We start from the raw sequence: 17,922 nt of genomic DNA, 5'->3' as shown, positions 1-17,922 counted from the left end.
GGTTGCTCCCCTTCAGTTGTCAGATGTCGATGTCGACGTCGCCGACGGCGGCGCTGACACAGAGTTGGATGGGCTGATCGGGATCGGCGTCGGTCTCACCGTTGCGCAGGTTGCGCGTACAGCCGGTGCGCCGGACGGCGGTGCAGGAGAAGCAGATACCCATCCGGCAGCCGTATTCCGGGTTCAGCCCGGCGGCTTCGGCTTGTTCGAGCAGGCTTTCGCCGGTGTTGTCAGCGCTGACGCCACTGGCGGAGAAGGTCACCGTGCCGTGCGCGTCGGCGGCGTCGACCGGCGCCACCGACACCGTGAACTCCTCGGTGTGCAGGCGGTCGCCGAGCTGTTCGGCCTCGAACACTCTGCGCACCGAATCCATCAGCGGGCCCGGCCCGCACAGGTAGGTGTGCGCGTCGGCGAACCACGGTGCGGTCCGCTCGAGTTCGTCGTAGTCGAAGGCGCTGCCATCCAGTTCCGGATAACGCATCTGCAGTGACACGTTGGGATGGGCGGCGGCGATGGCGGCCAGTTCCGCGCGGTGCGGAACGTATTCCGGCGAGCGGGCGTAGTGCAGGAACACCACCGGGCCGGTGTACCCCTCGTCGGTGAGGGTGCGCAGCATCGACAGTACCGGCGTGATGCCGCTGCCGCCGCTGATCAGCAGTACCCGGTCCGGCCGCTGCTCGGGTAGATGGAAGACACCCGAGGCGGGTGCCAGATCGACGACGAGGCCCGGTTCGGCGGCGCGGTGCAGGTACCGCGAGACCAGGCCTTCCGGATGCACTCGGATGGTCAGGTCGATGCGACGGTCGCGCTGGTGCTGCGAATTCACCGGTGAGTAGCAGCGGGTGTGGCGCACGCCATCGATGACGACGCCGATCTGCACGAACTGGCCGGCGAGCAAGCCGGACCACTGGCGCGTCGGCCGCAGCGACAGCGAGACCGTGCCGGGCACCGAACGGTCCACCCGCACCACTTCCGCCCGCATTTCCCTGGCGGTGAGCATCGGGCGCACCAGCTCCAGATAGCGGTCGAGCGGATGCGGTGTGGTCAGGGTCTGCACCAAGTTGATGAGATCCACCATGCGGTTTCTCCGTGCTGTCGTTGGTCACACTCGGCAGTCGAGCCCGAGACAAATTTCAGTGTACGTCTGTACACTCAATAGTGTGACTGATGACCGGGGACGGATGTCAACCAGCAGCTGGTGTGACGCGAACTACATCTGGAGAAAGAGCGCATGGTGAACGGATGTATGCTCACCGGGATGAGCGAGCAGGCGGAAACTCGGGTCGTGCGCAAAGAGCGCACGCGGCGGGCGCTGCTGGACGGGACCCTCGCGCTCGCCGCGGATCGCGGGTTCGCCGCGCTCAGCCTGCGCGAGATCGCCCGTTCGGCGGGCATCGTGCCCACCGCGTTCTACCGGCATTTCGCCTCACTGGACGATCTGGGCGCCACCCTCGTCGACGAAGGCGTCAAGGCCCTCCGGCTGGCGCTGCGGCAATTGCGCCGCAGGCCGGATGCGCAACTGTCGGAGACCGTGCGTTTCGTCTTCGATCAGGTGGCCGACAAGCGCGAGCTGTTCGGATTCCTCACCCGTGAGCGCCGCGGCGGCTCGGCGGCACTGCGTCAGGCGATCGCCATGGAGATGCAGTTGATCGTGCGCGAGCTGGTGGTCGATTTCTCCCGGATCAGCGCGCTGGACTCCTGGTCATCGGACGATCTCGAGCTGGCCGCGGATCTGATCGTGTCCACGGTGGCCGACGGCATCGCCGATTATGTCGCCGCCGCGCCGCGCGACCAGCAGAGCACCATCGACCGCACGGTGTACCAGGTTCGGCTCATCGCGCTGGGCATGGGCGTCTGGAAGCCGTAGCCACCGCTCATTCCGACGACGCCGGCTCCGGCACCGGGTCCGGTCCGGGCACCGTGAGCAGGGCGAGCAGCCCGAGGCCGAGCACCACGAGCAGGCCGACGATGCCCGCGCGATCGGTGGCGAACGCCCACGCGAAGAAACCGAACAGCATCGGAGCCAGGAACGAGACCGCCCGCCCGGTGGTGGTGTAGAGGCCGAACAGCTGCCCCTCCCGGCCCGCCGGCGCGAGCCGCGCCAGGAAAGAACGGGCCGAGGACTGGGCAGGCCCGACGAACACCGTCAGCATCAGGCCGAACACCCAGAACATGAGCGGGCCGGACACCACGAGCAGCACCGTGCCGCAGATGATCATCGACACCAGCGACACCACGATCACCCGCTTCGGGCCGATGCGGTCGTCGAAGCGGCCCGCGATGATCGCACCGAGTGCCGCGACCACATTGGCGGCGATGCCGAACAGCAGCACATCGGCGTCGGCGATGCCGTACACACCGACCGCGAGCACCGCACCAAAGGTGAACACACCCGCCAGGCCGTCACGGAAGATGGCGCTGGCCAACAGGAATCCGACCGTGCGCCGGTCGGTGATCCACAGCTCACGCAGGTCGCGCCACAGCACCCGGTAGGAGCCGAGGAATCCGGCACTGGCCGCACCCGGGTCGGCTCCGGTGCGCACGACTTCGGGCACCGCGAACAGCACCGGCAGAGCGAACGCCGCGAACCAGACCGCGGCCAGCACGGCGACCAATCGGATATTGAGGCCGTCGTCGGTGGGGATGCCGAACAGCCCGCGCCGGTCGCCGTCACCGGCGATGAAGCCGAGATAGCAGATCAGCAGCAGGAAGATGCCGCCGAAATAGCCCATGGCCCAGCCGAATCCGGACACCCGGCCCACGGTGGCCGGGGTCGACACCTGGCGCAGCATGGCGTTGTAGGGCACGTTGGCCAGTTCGAAGCAGGCCGAGCCGACACCGAGCAGGACCAGTCCGAGCCACAGATCGCGGTAATCGTCGTGCACGAAGAACATCGCGGCCATCGCGGCGATAGTCAACGCGGTCAGCGCACCGAGCGACCGTTTACGGTTGGCGGTGGCGTCGAAGCGCTGTCCGCTGACCGGCGCGGTCAGCGCGACCACCAGCCCGGCGATGCCGAGCGCCCAGCCCAACCAGGCGCCCGCCGAGATATCGCCGGGCAGATCATCGCCGACGCTGTCGGTCAGATACACCGAGAAGACGAAGGTCAAGATGACGGCATTGAAGGCGGCCGAACCCCAGTCCCACAGCCCCCACGCCACCACCTGCCCGCGCCCGGTCCCGGCCGCACCGCGCACGTCGACCTCACTCATACGCGCACCCTAATCGACACCGGGCCACCCAGCCGGGTTCTCGGCAGCGCGCCTGGTCAGGGCGAATCGCGCAGTCGCCGAGCAGGCGCGGGCGCAGCCCCTACCGAGCCGCGGGGCGTCCGGCCTACGCTGGTCCTACACACCTGAAGGATTTATATGCACCCAGTTGCATAGTACTTGCGGTCTCGGATACTCTGTGTGGCATGGCACTCGAGCATGCGCTGCTGGTATCGCTGACCGAACGCGCCGGGTCCGGATACGAGCTGGCGCGGCGGTTCGACAAGTCGATCGGCTATTTCTGGAGCGCCACCCATCAGCAGATCTATCGCGTGCTGCGCCGCATGGAGGAATCCGGCTGGCTGCACAGCGAATCGGTGGCCCAGGAGGGCAGGCCGGACAAGAAGGTCTACTCGGTGAGCGAGGCCGGTCGCGCGGAATTGGCGCGCTGGATCGCCGAACCCACCGAACCCGAACGCGAGCGCAGCGAATTCTTCGTCAAGGTGCGCGCCGCCGCCTACGGCGATCTGGACGCCCTGCTCACCGAGGTCGCCCGGCGTCGCGATGAACACCTGCGGCAACTCGAGCTGTACCGGCTCATCGAGAAACGAGACTTCCCGGCGCCGGATCAGCTCACCGGAACCGGGCTGCACCAGTACCTGGTGCTCCGCGCGGGCATCCGCAAGGAGCTCGGGTCCGCCGAATGGTGCGACGAGGTCCTGCAAGCCCTGCGACCCGACACTCCGCCCTCGCGTCCGACAGCCCCGGGCGCGAACTGAGGTAAGAAAGCGAGCCCGCTCGTGCGATCGACCAGCTACCCCCACCTGTTCGAGCCCCTCGATCTCGGCCACACCACCTTGCGCAATCGCGTGATCATGGGGTCGATGCATACCGGCCTCGAAGATCGGGCCTGGGACACCAACCGGCTCGCGGCCTACTTCGCCGAACGCGCACGCGGCGGTGTCGGGCTCATCATCACCGGCGGCTACGCACCCAACCGCACCGGCTGGCTGCTGCCCTTCGGCGCCAAACTCACCAACAAGACCGAGGCCTACCGGCATCGCGTCATCACCCGCGCGGTGCACGCCGAGGGCGCCAAGATCGCCATCCAGATCCTGCACGCCGGCCGGTACTCCTATATGCCCGGAAGCGTGTCGGCCTCCTCGATCAAGGCGCCGATCAACCCGTTCCGGCCGCGCAAGCTCTCGGCCAAGGGCATCGAGCAGACCATCGACGATTACGCCCGCTGCGCCCGGCTGGCGAAGTTCGCCGGCTACGACGGCGTCGAAATCATGGGTGGTGAAGGGTATTTCATCAACCAGTTCCTCGCACCGCGCACCAACAAGCGCACCGACAAATGGGGCGGAACGCCGGAGAACCGGCGCAGGCTGGCCGTCGAGATCGTGCGCCGCACCCGGGCCGCGGTGGGCGAGGATTTCATCATCGTGTTCCGGCTGTCGATGGCCGAGCTGGTGGAGCAGGGCCAGACCTTCGACGAGATCGTCGCGCTGGCACAGGAACTCGAGGCCGCGGGCGTCAGCATCCTCAATACCGATATCGGCTGGCACGAGGCGCGCGTTCCGACGATCGTGACCTCGGTGCCGCGCGCGGCGTTCGTCGAGTTCACCGCCAAGATCACCGCGCAGGTGAACATCCCGGTCTGCGCGTCGAACCGGATCAATATGCCCGAGATCGCCGAGGAGATCCTCACCCGCGGCGATGCCCAGCTGGTGTCGCTGGCGCGCCCGTTCCTGTCGGACCCGGAGTGGGTCAACAAGGCCGCGCAGAACCGGGTCGACGAGATCAACACCTGTATCGCCTGCAACCAGGCCTGCCTCGACCACGCCTTCCAGCACAAAACGGTGTCCTGCCTGCTCAACCCGCGCGCCGGGCACGAAACCGAGCTGAAGCTGCTGCCCACGCGGCGCAGCAAGCGCATCGCGGTGGTCGGCGCCGGGCCCGCCGGGCTCTCGGCCGCGGTGAACCTGGCCGAGCGCGGACATCGAGTGGAGCTGTTCGAGGCCGATGACAAGATCGGTGGCCAGTTCGACATCGCCCGCCGCATCCCGGGCAAGGAAGAATTCGACGAGTCCATCCGGTACTTCACCCGCAAACTCGAACTCACCGGCGTCACCGTGCACCTCGGAAAACGCGCCACCGCCGCCGAACTCATCGAAGGCCGCTACGACGAGGTGGTGCTGGCCACCGGCGTGCGTCCACGCATCCCCGACATCCCCGGCATCGACCATCCGATGGTGCTCACCTACGCCGAACTGGTGCGGGAGGAGAAACCGGTCGGCAAGCGAGTGGCGGTGATCGGCGCGGGCGGCATCGGCTACGACGTCAGCGAATTCCTCACCGTCGAGGGCCATCCCACGCTGAAACTGGACGAATGGAAGCAGGAGTGGGGCGTCGATTCGGCCGATGAGCAGGTGCGCGGCCAGCTCGCCACCCCCGTCCCCTCCCCCGCGGCCCGCGATGTGGTGCTACTGCAACGCAAGTCCGGCGCCTTCGGCAAGAGCCTGGGCAAGACCACCGGCTGGGTGCATCGGGCGGCGCTGAAGGCCAAGGGCGTCGAGCAGATCGGCGGCGTCAACTACGAACGCATCGACGACAACGGACTGCACATCAGCTTCGGGGAGAAGCGGGAACGTCCGCAGTTGATCCCGGTCGACAACGTGGTCATCTGCGCAGGCCAGGAATCGGTGCGCGATCTGGAAAACGAGTTGCGCGCGGCCGGGGTGAACCCGCACCTGATCGGTGGCGCCGAACTCGCCGCCGAGCTCGACGCGAAGCGCGCGATCGACCAGGGCACCCGCTTGGCCGCTCGGCTCTGAGCCCGCGTAGGGGAGGTGAGCTGACACAGCCGCACGGGCGCGAGTCGCTTACGCTCATGGCGTGAGCTTGCCTTCCCCCACCGCCGATAACCGTGCCGTCGTCACCGGAGCGTCGTCCGGGATCGGAACCGCGCTGGCAGCCGAGCTGGCCATGCGCGGCTACTCGCTGATCCTGGTGGCCCGCCGCGGTGACGTCCTCGAGGAACTGGCGCAGCGACTGACCCTCGCGCACGGCATCACCGCCGAGGTGCGCGCGGTCGACCTGGCCGACCGGGAGCAGCGGGCGCCGCTGGTGGAGGAGCTGTCGGCGCGCGATATCGCGATCCTGTGCAACAACGCCGGCATCGCCACCTTCGGCCCGGTCGCCGAGCTCGACCCCGCCTACGAACGCGACCAGCTCGAACTCAACGCCGTCGCCGTACACGACCTCAGCCTTGCGGTGCTGCCGGGCATGATCGAGCGCCGCGCGGGCGGCATCCTGATCAGCGGCTCGGCAGCGGGCAATATGCCCATCCCGAACAATGCCACCTACGCCGCGAGCAAGGCCTTCGCCAATACCTTCTCCGAATCGCTGCGCGGCGAGCTGAAGGGCACCGGCGTGCACGTCACGCTGCTGGCCCCAGGCCCGGTCCGCACCGAGACGCCGGATCCGGCCGAAGCCTCCATCGTCGACCGGATGGTGCCCGATTTCATGTGGGTCTCCTCCGAGTACACCGCAAGGGTCTCCATCGACGCCCTGGCCCGCAACAAGATGCGGATCGTGCCCGGGCTGATCTCGAAGGGGATGAGTGTGGCCGGGCAGTACGGGCCGCGCGCGGTCACCGCGCCGGTCGCCGGAGCGTTCTACCGGAAGCTCGGCGGCTGATCAGCGCAGCCCGATGACCTGCGGCGATACGGTCGGGCGCCCCGATCTCCGGCACTGCCCCGCGCAACCGGTCCACCGTGGTCTCACCGCGCCGGGAACAAGGCGAGCACCTGCTCCATGACCTCCCTGGTCACCTCGTAAGTAGCGGCGGAGACCTCGACGATCGGCACGCGCGCGCCGGATTCGGTACTGCCGGAGGGCAGTGCGGGGCCGACCACCGCGGTCAGGATGGGAATGCGGCTGTCGTAGAGCGAAACCCAGCGGTGCACGTCGCGGTCGCCGATCTTCTCCACGGTGCTGCCTGCCGCGACATGGGCCGGATCGCGGTACTCGTAGCTCACGGTGACGGTCTCGTTGCGATAGCCGAACAGGCATTGGGTGAGCCTGCGCTGATCGGTGTCGGTGGTGCCGGCCAGCTTCGCACGCACCGCGCACGGGTCGGCGCCGAGCAGCACCGTCGCCACGGTGTCGGGCGAGGTGCCCTGCGGCGGTGACTGCCGCCAGCGCTCGATCATGCCGGGCAGCAGCCGGTCGGCGACCGCGCACGGGTCCTGCCCCGGCGTGGTCGCGCCGAGATAGAACGCGGCGCCGGCCGGGAAGCGGGCGGTCGCGCCACAGGAGCCGGGCGGCCCGTCGGGGCGGTCGGGCACCAGCAGCACGCTCACATCGCCGAGCTGTTTGCCGACGCCGTGCCCCGGCCGCAGCTCGGGCAGCAGGGTGGCATGCCAGGTCAGGGTGCTGTCCGCGCCCTGGGTGCCGAGGGTCGCCCGGCACGAGTCGAGGCCGACGGTGACGCTCTCGACCCCGCCGAGGTCGTCGAGGACATCGCGCGGAATCAGCGAGCACACGTCGATCTGCCTGGTCGCCTGCGCGACGGTGGCGTGCTGCTGCGGGGTACCCGCCGGCGTCGACCAGAATTCCGGCGGCGGCGCCGGGATCACCGGCGCCGGGAATGGTGCTGGGGCCGCCGGATCGGCCGGCTCGCTCGGATCGGCCCCGCAGCCGATCACGGAAATGAACGCCAAGGCACTGAGCGCGAGCGCGCGGAACATCCTCACGGCCGTCCTCCCGAATCGGTGCCGGGCTGTCGAGTCTGCCGCAGGAGCTACCGGCGCGCAAATAGGTCGGCGGGTCCGGCGCGGGCCTCAACGGAAGGTCGGATCGACGCTCCGCCCGACGTCAGCGGCGCTTGCGGGTCCCGAAGAGGGTGCGGGTGATCTCGCGGCCCGCGACCGTGGCGGCCGAGCGCAGGAAGCTCTTCACCGCCGGGTTCTTCATGATGCGTTCGGCGGCCGAATCCTCCTGCGCGCTCGGTGACCGGCCGGGCACGGGTTCCCGCTCGGCCTCGGGTTCGGCCGCAGCGACGTTGGCGGCGAGCATCTCGTAGGCCGATTCCCGGTCCACGGTCTGCCCGTATTTGCCGTGCAGCGCACTGGCCAGTGCTCGGGACTTGATGGCGTCGCCGCCGATGGTGTCCATGAGCGAACGCGGCGGCTGAATTCTGGTCCACGCCACCGGCGTCGGGGCGCCGCGTTCGGAGAGCACAGTGACGACCGCCTCGCCGATGCCGAGGGAGGTGAGCGCCTGTTCCAGATCGTAGGTGTCGGTCTTCGGGTAGGTGCGCACCGTCTTCGACAGTGCCTTCTGATCGTCGGGGGTGAACGCGCGTAACGCGTGCTGGATCCGCGCGCCGAGCTGCGAGAGCACCGCGTTCGGGATATCGGTTGGCAACTGGGTGCAGAAGAACACGCCGACACCCTTGGAGCGGATCAGCTTGACGGTCTGCTCCACCTGATCGAGAAACGCCTTCGACGCGTCGGCGAACAGCAGATGCGCCTCGTCGAAGATGAAGACCAGCTCGGGCTTGTCCACATCTCCTACTTCGGGCAGGGTCTGGAACAGATCGGCCAGCACCCACATCAGGAAGGTGGAGAACATCGCCGGCCGCGCCGCCTGCGCGCCGAGCTCGAACAGGGTGATCACGCCCTGCCCACCCTCGGTGCGCAGCAGATCGGCCGGATCGAGTTCGGGTTCACCGAAGAAGGTATCGCCGCCGTCGGCCTCCAGGTTCACCAGCGCGCGCAGGATCACCCCGGCCGTCGATGCCGAAACTCCGCCGATGCCTTGCAGATCGGCCTTCCCTTCCGGGCTGGTGAGATGCTGGATCACCGCGCGCAGATCCTTCAGATCGAGCAGGCCGAGGCCCTGCTTGTCGGCCCAGTGGAAGATCAGCCCGAGCGTGGACTCCTGGGTTTCGTTGAGCCCGAGCACCTTACTGAGCAGGATCGGACCGAACGAGGTGATGGTCGCGCGGATCGGCACCCCGAGACCGCCGGTTCCCAGCGAGACGAATTCGGTGGGGAACCCGGTGGGCGCCCAGTCGGTGGCCGCGGTCTCCACCGCTCGCTGCGCCAGCTTCTCGTTCTGCTCCCCCGGCCGCGACAGCCCGGACAGATCGCCCTTCACATCGGCCAGCACCACCGGCACTCCGGCCCGGGAGAGCTGTTCGGCGATGCCCTGCAACGTTTTCGTCTTACCGGTACCGGTGGCGCCTGCGACCAGACCGTGCCGGTTCATCGTCCGCAGCGGAATCCGCACCCGCGCAGTGGGATCGACCGTGCCGTCGACGACGACGGTGCCCAGTTCGAGCGCTGCCCCCTCGACCGCGTACCCGGCCGCGATCTGCTGCGCTGCTTCCGAACCGCCACCCCCGGCCGCGGCACCTCCACCGGCCTCGGCACCGCCACCGGACGCGGCGCCCCCGCCGGAATCGGCCGCAGCCGCCTCCGCTTCGGCGGCTTCGGCCGCAGCCGCCGCCTCGGCGGCGACGCGTGCGGCTTCCTCGGCTGCCTTGCGCGCGGCCGCGGCCTTCTCCTGTGGGGTGGTCATCGCAGCTCCTCCTGTGTCGAGCCGAACACCCGCCACCCGGAGGGCCGAGACACGCACGGCCGCTGCTCCAGGAGCTCCGAATGGGCGGGTACTTCGCCTGCGGCTTTCCCGCAGTGCCGAACGCCTAACCGGACTACCGAGCGGTACCTCACCACCGGCGATGTACCTGGCCAACAGCGTATCGCCGGATCGGACGCGCACAGGTGAAGTGAGGTAATCGGACACGCCCGGTTCCGCGCTGACTAGGGTATGGCGAGTGTCCGACAAATTAGTGGTGTGGATGGATTGCGAGATGACCGGGCTGCGCCTGGACAGCGACAAGCTGATCGAGGTGGCCGCACTCGTGACCGACAGCGACCTCAATATTCTCGGCGACGGCGTCGACATCGTCATCCACGCCGATGACGAGGCGCTGGCCGCCATGCCGCCCGTGGTCGCCGACATGCACGCCCGCTCCGGCCTCACCGACGAGGTCCGCCGCTCCACGGTGACCCTGGAAGAGGCCGAGCAGCAGGTGCTCGACTACATCCGCCAGTTCGCCCCGACTCCGGGCACGGTGCCACTGGCAGGTAATTCGATCGCCACCGACCGCGCCTTCATCGCGCGCGATATGTCCGCGCTCGACAGCCACCTGCACTACCGGATGATCGACGTCAGCTCGATCAAGGAGCTGTGCCGCCGCTGGTATCCGCGGATCTACTTCGGCCAGCCGGAGAAGGGCCTCACGCACCGCGCGCTGGCCGATATCAAGGAATCCATCCGCGAGTTGGAGTACTACCGGCGCACCGCGTTCGTGCCCGCACCGGGCCCGTCGACCGCGGAGATCGCGGCGGTGGCCGCCGAGGTCATGGGCGAAGCGGAAAACCCGCAGGTCAACGACTCGCCGGTAACCGATTAGCTCCGAAGGGGGTTGACGCGCTACTATCGACCGCGCCGGTGTCGCACCGGCGATGGTGAGTGTAGTTCAGTTGGTAGAGCACCAGGTTGTGATCCTGGCTGTCGCGGGTTCGAGTCCCGTCACTCACCCAAGGGAGTTCGGGCCCGGGAGATCTTTCTCCCGGGCCCGAACTTTTTCACCGTGCGAGAATGCGTCATGACCATCAAGATCGACGCTCTCGACGCCGCACTGCTGGCCGAGCTGGCCGCCGATCCGCGCGCGCCGATCCTCGAACTCGCTCAGCGTCTCGGTATCGCCCGCAACACCGTCCAGGCCAGGATGAAGCGGCTCGAATCCTCGGGCGCGGTGCGCGGATACCCGCCCGATGTGGACCTGCAGGCCGTGGGGTTCGCCGTGCACGCCTTCCTCGGCATCGAACTCGATCAGAACAAGATGGACGCCATCGTCGAAGCGTTGCGCACCTTCCCGCATGTGCTCGAGGTGCACGCGACGACCGGCCGCGCCGATCTGCTCGTGCGCATCGCGGCCCGCACCCAGCAGGACCTGCTCGAGATCATTCAGCGCGTGCACGCCATCCCAGGGGTCAAGCACACCGAGACCATGCTCGCGCTGGCCACTCCGATCCAATATCGCTGCCTGCCCATCGTCGAGCATCTGACGAAGGCGCCACCCCCGTCGTGATGTGACCCAGATCTCTCCCGGCTCGAGCAAACTGACGCACGTCGCGAAGTGCTCCAGATCACTTTTGAGCAGATTGATCAACCTTTCGGCCGACTGTTGACACAGATCACCCATCCACGGCACATTTCGCTGCACCGAACGCAAGTCCCTTCGTTTGCAGCTCACGATCTGGGTTGTGGAAAGAGTGGTGAGGTGTCATGACGACCGTTGCCTGTCCGACCTGTGTGCCCCAGGCCGAGCCGACCACGCCGTACGACCTCGCCGACCGTTACCGCTCCGGGGCGGGCCCGGTCCTGCTCACCGGTGTCCAGGCCATCGCACGACTGCTCGTCGAGCAGCATGTGCGTGATATCCGGGCAGGCCGCCGGGTCGCGACGTTCGTCTCCGGCTATCAGGGCAGCCCGCTGGGCGGGGTGGACAAGATGCTGTTCGGCATGCCGGAGGTGCTCGCCGAACACGACATCACCTTCGTGCCCGGGCTCAACGAAGAGCTGGCCGCGACCTCGGTGTGGGGCAGCCAGGCGGACCTGCCCGCCGGCCGTGCCACCCACGACGGCGTCGTCGGGGTCTGGTACGGCAAGGGGCCGGGTGTGGACCGCGCCACCGATGCCATCCGGCACGCCAACATGTACGGGGTCAATCCGCGCGGTGGCGTGCTGTTGCTGGTCGGGGACGATCCGGCCTCGAAATCCTCGACGGTACCCGCGGTGAGCGAGCGGTCGCTGGCCGCGCTGGGCGTGCCGGTGCTGTTCCCGCGCAACGCTGAAGAGATCATCACCATGGGCATGCAGGGCGTTGCGCTCTCGCGCGCCTCCGGCTGCGTGGTGGCGATGAAGATCGTCGCCGACGTCGCCGACGGCGCGTGGACCGTCGACGCCTCGGTCGCCGACCGGCCGATCGTGGTGCCCGAGCTGCACTGGGAGGGAAAGCCTTTCGTCTACCGGCAGCGTCCGATGGCGGCCCCGACCGACAGTGTGCTCGCCGAGGCCGATCTGTACGGCCCGCGCTTGGCGATGGTCCGCGCGTACGGCGCGGCCAACGATCTCGACGTCATCGAGGTCGATCCGGCCGAGGCCAGGATCGGGATCGCCGCCACCGGCACCACCTTCGACGCGGTCCGCCAGGCGCTGCTCGACCTCGGCGTCGATGAGGCCGCCATGCACCGCGCCGGTATCCGGCTGCTGCGGATCGGGATGCCCTACCCCGTCGGCGCGGACACCGTCACCGAATTCGCCCGCGGGCTCGAACAACTGGTGGTGGTCGAGGACAAGACGGCGTTCATCGAAACGCAGATCCGCGAGATCCTCTACGGCACCGCGGACGCTCCGCGCATCCTCGGCAAGCAGGACGAGCGCGGGGCCCGGCTCATGCCGGTGGACGGCGAACTGACCGCCGGCCGGTTGCTCGCACCGCTGCGCCGGGTGCTGCGTGAGCGGGTCGAACTGAAAAGGACCGCGCCGCCACCCCTCTCGCTGGAGGTGCTCTCCGCCAAGCGCACGCCCTACTTCTGTAGCGGCTGCCCGCACAACCGCTCCACCGCGCTGCCCGAGGGCTCCCTCGGCGGCGGCGGAATCGGCTGCCACACCCTGGTGACCATGTCCGGCCGCAGCGACAGCGCCGTCACCGGACTGACCCAGATGGGCGGCGAGGGCAGCCAGTGGATCGGGCAGGCGCCGTTCACCGATGTGCCGCACCTGTTCCAGAACATCGGCGACGGCACCTTCTTCCACTCCGGGCAGCTCGCCGTGCAGGCATGCGTGGCGGCCGGGGTGAACATCACCTACAAACTGCTCTACAACGAGGTCGTGGCCATGACCGGCGCCCAGGATGTCGAAGGCATCCTGACCGTCGCCCAGCTGACCCACAAGCTGACCATCGAGGGCGTCAAGAAGATCATCATCTGCGCCGACGAGCCGCAGCGGCACAGGAAAAAGGACCTGGCCAAGGGCACGCTGCTGTGGCATCGCGACCGCCTCGACGAAGCGCAGCGAATGCTGCGCGAGATCAAGGGCGTCACGGTGCTGATCTACGACCAGCACTGCGCGGCCGATGCCCGCAGGCAGCGCAAACGCGGCACGCTGCCGGCGCGCACTACCCGCGTGGTGATCAACGAGGCGGTCTGCGAGGGCTGCGGCGACTGCGGCACCAAGTCCAACTGCCTGTCGGTGCAGCCGGTGGAGACCGAATTCGGTCGCAAGACCCGCATCGATCAGACCTCGTGCAACACCGACTACAGCTGCCTGGACGGCGACTGCCCGTCGTTCGTGACCGTCGAGCTCACCCCGCGCAAGAAGGGCCGCACCCCGAAGAAGGGCGCGCAGCCGCCCGTCGTGCCGGATCCCGGCCTCGGTGCTCCCGAAGGCACGCAGAATGTGCTCATCGCCGGTATCGGCGGCACCGGCATCGTCACCGTGAACCAGGTGCTGGCGACCGCCGCGCTGCGCGCCGGCTACGAGGTGGAAAGCCTCGATCAGATCGGTTTGAGCCAGAAGGCCGGTCCGGTCGTCTCGCACCTGCGCTTCTCCGCGACCGCCCTCGAACCGTCCAACCGGCTCACCCCGGGCAGCGCCGATTGCCTCATGGCGATCGACCTGCTCACCGCCACCGACCCGCGCTACCTCCAGTACGGCAACGCGACGAGCACCGTGGCGGTCGCCTCGACCAGCCAGACCCCGACCGGCGACATGGTCTACGACAAGTCGGTCGCCTACCCCGACACCGGCCTCCTGCTGGACCGGCTCACCGCGGCAACGAGCTCGGTGCGGCATTTCGACGCGCTGGCTGCCGCGCAGACACTGTTCGGCAACACCGCGGCCGCCAACTTCCTGATCGTCGGCGCGGCCGTGCAAAGCGGTGGGCTGCGGTTGCCCGCCGCGGCGATCGAGGAGGCCATCGGGATCAACGGCGTCGCGGTGGACAGCACCATCGCCGCCTTTCGCTGGGGACGCGCCGCCATCGCCGATCCGGCGGCCTTCGCCGCGGCTGTCGATGAGGGGCAGCCGCGGCGCACCCCGCCGCCGGTGCCTGCGCATCTGCTGGCGCACACCGACTTCGAGGGTGAGGTGCGGCGGCTGGTCGAGCGGCGCGCGGCCGAACTGATCGGCTATCAGAACGCCACGGTGGCTCGGCGTTACATCGACACCGTGCAGCGGGTGTGGTCGGCCGAGCGGGCGGTCACCGACCGCACCGATTTCAGCGCGGCCGTCGCACGCGGGCTGTACAAGTTCACCGCTTACAAGGACGAGTACGAAGTGGCGCGGCTGCTGGTGGATCCGGCGTTCCTGGCCGAGGTGCGGGCGCAGGTGCCGGGCGGGGAGAAACTCACCTACCAGCTGCATCCGCCGGTGCTGCGTGCCATGGGCCGGCGCAAGAAGGTCGGCTTCGGCCCGAAATCGCATGGGGTGCTGAAGGTTCTGGCCAAGGGCAAGGTGCTGCGCGGCACCAGGTTCGATCCGTTCGGCTACGCCCACGTCCGCAAGATCGAACGCGAACTGCTCGCCCACTACACCGACATGGTGCGCCGCCTGGCCGACGAGCTCACCAGCGAGTCGTACGACATCGCCACGAAAGCCGCCGAACTGCCCGATGTGGTGCGGGGCTACGAGGACGTGAAGCTCGGCAATGTCGAGCGGTATTGGGCCGGATTGCGCGAACTCGGCATCGAGCACTGATCGCGAGCCGGCCTGCCACACAACGCGGACCGGCGACCCATCCGGACGGCGCAGCGGCGCCGACGCATCGACTCGGGCACACACGCCCGCGTGCGCCAGCCGACGCCGCACATCGCAGAGCGACAACAGAAATCCGCCGCACACCAGCGGCGAACAATCCAGCCGCGGCAGCCGCCCGCCCACCGGCACGGCTGCTCGGCGCCCAGGAAAGGAATCGACAGTGACAGTTCTGCACACCGAGGCAGGAGTCTTCGGCCGCTCGCACGAGCTCAGCGCCCGGCGGCATGAACAGGTGGTGTTCTGCGAGGACGACAAGACGGGCCTGAAAGCCATCATCGCGATCCATTCGACCGCGCTCGGCCCCGCCCTCGGCGGCACCCGCTTCTACCCGTACGCCGACGAATCCGCGGCATTGCTGGACGTGCTGCGGCTGTCCTGGGGCATGACCTACAAGGCGGCGGCCGCCGGAGTGCATCTGGGCGGCGGCAAAGCCGTCATCATCGGTGATCCGGCCACCGACAAGAGCGAGCAGCTGCTCGCCGCCTACGCCCGGTTCGTCGACACTCTCGGCGGGCGCTACATCACCGCCGGCGATGTCGGCACCGATACCGACGATCTCGATGTCATCGGCAGGCACACCCGGCACGTCACCGGCCGCAGCGTCGCCGCGGGCGGCTCCGGCGACAGCGCCCGGCTGACCGCCCTCGGCGTCTTCCACTCGATGCGCGCCGGCGCCGAATCGGTCTGGGGCGCACCGACCCTCGCTGGCCGCACGGTCGGCGTCGAGGGCGCGGGCAAGGTCGGGCGCGAACTCATCGCGCTGCTGCTCGCCGACGGCGCGGAGGTCTGCGTGGCGGACGTGAACGAGGCGGCCATGCAGCGGGTGGCCGAACAGCACCCCTCGGTGCGATTGCTCGGGGCGGTATCGACCGCACCCGTCGACGTCTACGCGCCCTGCGCCCTCGGCGCCACCCTGACCAGCACCAGCGCCGCCGATATCGAGGCGAAGCTCATCTGCGGCGCCGCCAACAACCAGCTGGCCGATCCAGGCGTGGAACGGCTGCTCACCGAACGCGGCATCACCTGGGTGCCCGATTTCGTCGCCAACGCCGGCGGGCTCATCCAGGTGGCGGGCGAGCTGCGGGCCGCCGCCGCGGCCGAAGTCGAATTCGAGGTGGCGGGCATCTTCGACCGCTGCCGCGACATCATCGCCGCCGCGAAATCCGACGGCATCGGTACCGGCGAGGCCGCCAATCGGTTCGCCGAACGCCGCCTCGACGCCATCCCGCGGTCACTCTGACGGCGCCGGCGGAGTTTCAGAGAGGAGACCTGCAATGGCGATCGCGAGCGGAATGTTCCGCACCAAATCGGTGGAACAGTCGATCCGGGATACCGATGAACCGGATTCGAAACTGCGCAAGGACCTGACGGCCAAGGACCTCACCATCTTCGGTGTCGCGGTCGTCATCGGGGCGGGCATCTTCACCCTCACCGCACGCACGGCGGGCACGGTGGCCGGGCCCTCGGTCTCGCTGGCGTTCGTCTTCGCGGCGATCGCGTGCGGGCTGACCGCACTGTGCTACGCCGAATTCGCCTCGACGGTGCCGGTGGCAGGCAGCGCCTACACCTACGCCTACGCGACCTTCGGCGAGGTCATCGCGTGGATCATCGGCTGGGATCTGATCCTGGAATTCGCCCTTGCGGTATCGGTGGTGGCGAAGGGCTGGTCGCAGTATCTCGGCGAAGTGCTCGGTTCCAGCGCACCGGTCGTCCAGATCGGATCGGTGAACTTCGACTGGGGCGCGGTGGTGATCATCGCGATCGTCGGCGTATTGCTGGCCACCGGCACGAAATTGTCGTCGCGGGTCTCGGCGATCGCCGTCGCGATCAAGCTCGGCGTGATCGCCCTGGTCCTGGTGGTCGGCGCGACCTACTTCAAGCCGTCCAACCTGACGCCCTACGTGCCGCCGTCGGAGCCCTCGGAGAAGGCCGAGGGTGTGCGCCAGTCGCTGTTCGCCTTCCTCACCGGTTCCGGCGGCACCAGCTACGGCTGGTACGGCCTCCTGGCCGCGGCGAGCCTGGTGTTCTTCGCCTTCATCGGGTTCGACGTCGTCGCCACCACCGCCGAGGAAACCCGCAACCCGCAACGCGACGTCCCCCGTGGCATCTTCGGCTCGCTGGCCATCGTGACCGTGCTCTACGTCGCGGTGTCGCTGGTGCTCACCGGCATGGTCTCCTACACCCAGCTCGCCGACGGGAACGCCACCCTGGCAACGGCTTTCGCCCTCAATGGCGCCACCTGGGTGAAGAACATCATCGCCATCGGCGCGCTCGCCGGGCTCTCGACGGTGGTCATGGTGATGTATCTGGGCCAGACCAGGGTGTTGTTCGCGATGTCGCGCGACGGCCTGCTCCCGCGCGGCCTCGCCCAGACCGGCAGCAAGGGCACCCCGGTGCGGCTGACCGTCCTCGTCGGCGTGGTCTGCGCGCTGCTGGCCGGGTTCGTCGACTTCGGCACCCTCGAGGAGATGGTCAATATCGGCACCCTCGTCGCGTTCGTGCTGGTGTCGGTGGGTGTGCTGATCCTGCGGCGCACCCGACCGGATCTGCCGCGCGGGTTCCGGGTGCCGTTCGTGCCGGTGCTGCCGATCCTGGCAGCGCTGGCCTGCCTGTGGCTGATGCTGAATCTGTCCATCGAGACCTGGTTGCGGTTCGTGATCTGGATGGGCCTCGGCACGGTCGTCTACTTCGCCTACAGCCGCTCCCACTCGTTGCTGGGCCGGCAATCCGCAGCCGAGGAGAAGACCCTGACGCCGGTGCCCTAGCCGGCCTCGCAGGCCCCCGGTTCGCCCGCGAGCCGGGGGCCGACGCA

At 68.5% G+C, this 17,922-nt stretch carries 13 protein-coding genes and 1 tRNA gene; 10 read left to right on the top strand and 4 right to left on the bottom strand.

The genetic code is table 11. The features are described from left to right. Window positions 1-19 precede the first annotated feature (19 nt). On the bottom strand, window positions 20-1,078 hold the full coding sequence (locus AC4HOU_RS24610) for a ferredoxin reductase (RefSeq protein ID WP_194991024.1): 1,059 nt from the start codon (window positions 1,076-1,078) through the stop codon (window positions 20-22). A 180-nt stretch (window positions 1,079-1,258) separates the two neighbouring features. On the opposite strand from AC4HOU_RS24610, the gene AC4HOU_RS24605 reads away from it, so the two are divergent. After that, entirely contained in the window at window positions 1,259-1,867 is a 609-nt protein-coding gene (locus AC4HOU_RS24605) for a TetR family transcriptional regulator (RefSeq protein ID WP_228806570.1), read from the top strand. A gap of 7 nt (window positions 1,868-1,874) precedes the next feature. Here AC4HOU_RS24605 and AC4HOU_RS24600 read toward each other — a convergent pair whose 3' ends face one another. Beyond that, the gene (locus AC4HOU_RS24600) at window positions 1,875-3,212 is read right to left on the bottom strand and encodes an MFS transporter (RefSeq protein ID WP_194991023.1); all 1,338 of its coding nucleotides are present in this window, start codon (window positions 3,210-3,212) and stop codon (window positions 1,875-1,877) included. A 203-nt stretch (window positions 3,213-3,415) separates the two neighbouring features. Between AC4HOU_RS24600 and AC4HOU_RS24595 the strand changes: the two genes are divergently transcribed. The 3 genes from AC4HOU_RS24595 (at window position 3,416) to cmrA (ending at window position 6,911) form a co-directional block, all read left to right on the top strand. Continuing rightward, the gene (locus tag AC4HOU_RS24595) at window positions 3,416-3,988 is read left to right on the top strand and encodes a PadR family transcriptional regulator (protein WP_163814834.1); all 573 of its coding nucleotides are present in this window, start codon (window positions 3,416-3,418) and stop codon (window positions 3,986-3,988) included. A gap of 21 nt (window positions 3,989-4,009) precedes the next feature. Continuing rightward, window positions 4,010-6,046 carry an FAD-dependent oxidoreductase gene (locus tag AC4HOU_RS24590; protein WP_163814835.1) on the top strand — a complete coding sequence of 679 codons (2,037 nt, stop codon included), beginning with the start codon at window positions 4,010-4,012 and terminating at the stop codon, window positions 6,044-6,046. Between the two features lie 61 nt (window positions 6,047-6,107). Further along, the gene (gene cmrA, locus AC4HOU_RS24585; RefSeq protein ID WP_163814836.1) at window positions 6,108-6,911 is read left to right on the top strand and encodes a mycolate reductase; all 804 of its coding nucleotides are present in this window, start codon (window positions 6,108-6,110) and stop codon (window positions 6,909-6,911) included. 83 nt (window positions 6,912-6,994) lie between these two features. On the opposite strand, the gene AC4HOU_RS24580 is transcribed toward cmrA, so the two are convergent. After that, window positions 6,995-7,963 (bottom strand): peptidase, encoded by a 969-nt coding sequence (locus AC4HOU_RS24580; protein ID WP_163814850.1) that lies wholly within the window; start codon window positions 7,961-7,963, stop codon window positions 6,995-6,997. A 127-nt stretch (window positions 7,964-8,090) separates the two neighbouring features. Further along, on the bottom strand, window positions 8,091-9,800 hold the full coding sequence (locus AC4HOU_RS24575; protein WP_194991028.1) for a helicase HerA-like domain-containing protein: 1,710 nt from the start codon (window positions 9,798-9,800) through the stop codon (window positions 8,091-8,093). Window positions 9,801-10,056: 256 nt separating this feature from the next. Here AC4HOU_RS24575 and orn point away from each other — a divergent pair, with 256 nt between their 5' ends. From orn to AC4HOU_RS24545, 6 genes are all read left to right on the top strand, one after another. After that, window positions 10,057-10,698 (top strand): oligoribonuclease, encoded by a 642-nt coding sequence (gene orn, locus AC4HOU_RS24570; protein WP_163814838.1) that lies wholly within the window; start codon window positions 10,057-10,059, stop codon window positions 10,696-10,698. A 55-nt stretch (window positions 10,699-10,753) separates the two neighbouring features. Next, window positions 10,754-10,826: transfer RNA gene (locus tag AC4HOU_RS24565), tRNA-His, on the top strand. A 67-nt stretch (window positions 10,827-10,893) separates the two neighbouring features. Then, on the top strand, window positions 10,894-11,379 hold the full coding sequence (locus AC4HOU_RS24560; protein WP_490725365.1) for an Lrp/AsnC family transcriptional regulator: 486 nt from the start codon (window positions 10,894-10,896) through the stop codon (window positions 11,377-11,379). A gap of 197 nt (window positions 11,380-11,576) precedes the next feature. After that, window positions 11,577-15,050, top strand: a complete 3,474-nt coding sequence (locus tag AC4HOU_RS24555; RefSeq protein WP_490725364.1) for an indolepyruvate ferredoxin oxidoreductase family protein — start codon at window positions 11,577-11,579, stop codon at window positions 15,048-15,050. A gap of 220 nt (window positions 15,051-15,270) precedes the next feature. Next, the gene (locus tag AC4HOU_RS24550; RefSeq protein WP_490725363.1) at window positions 15,271-16,350 is read left to right on the top strand and encodes a Glu/Leu/Phe/Val family dehydrogenase; all 1,080 of its coding nucleotides are present in this window, start codon (window positions 15,271-15,273) and stop codon (window positions 16,348-16,350) included. A gap of 34 nt (window positions 16,351-16,384) precedes the next feature. Then, window positions 16,385-17,875, top strand: a complete 1,491-nt coding sequence (locus AC4HOU_RS24545) for an amino acid permease (protein WP_163814842.1) — start codon at window positions 16,385-16,387, stop codon at window positions 17,873-17,875. The last annotated feature ends 47 nt before the right edge of the window (window positions 17,876-17,922 follow it).

This window comes from Nocardia sp. JCM 38205 (assembly GCF_058222935.1).
Note: the sequence above shows the minus strand (reverse complement) of the source record. Positions and strands in the feature narration are given on the sequence as shown.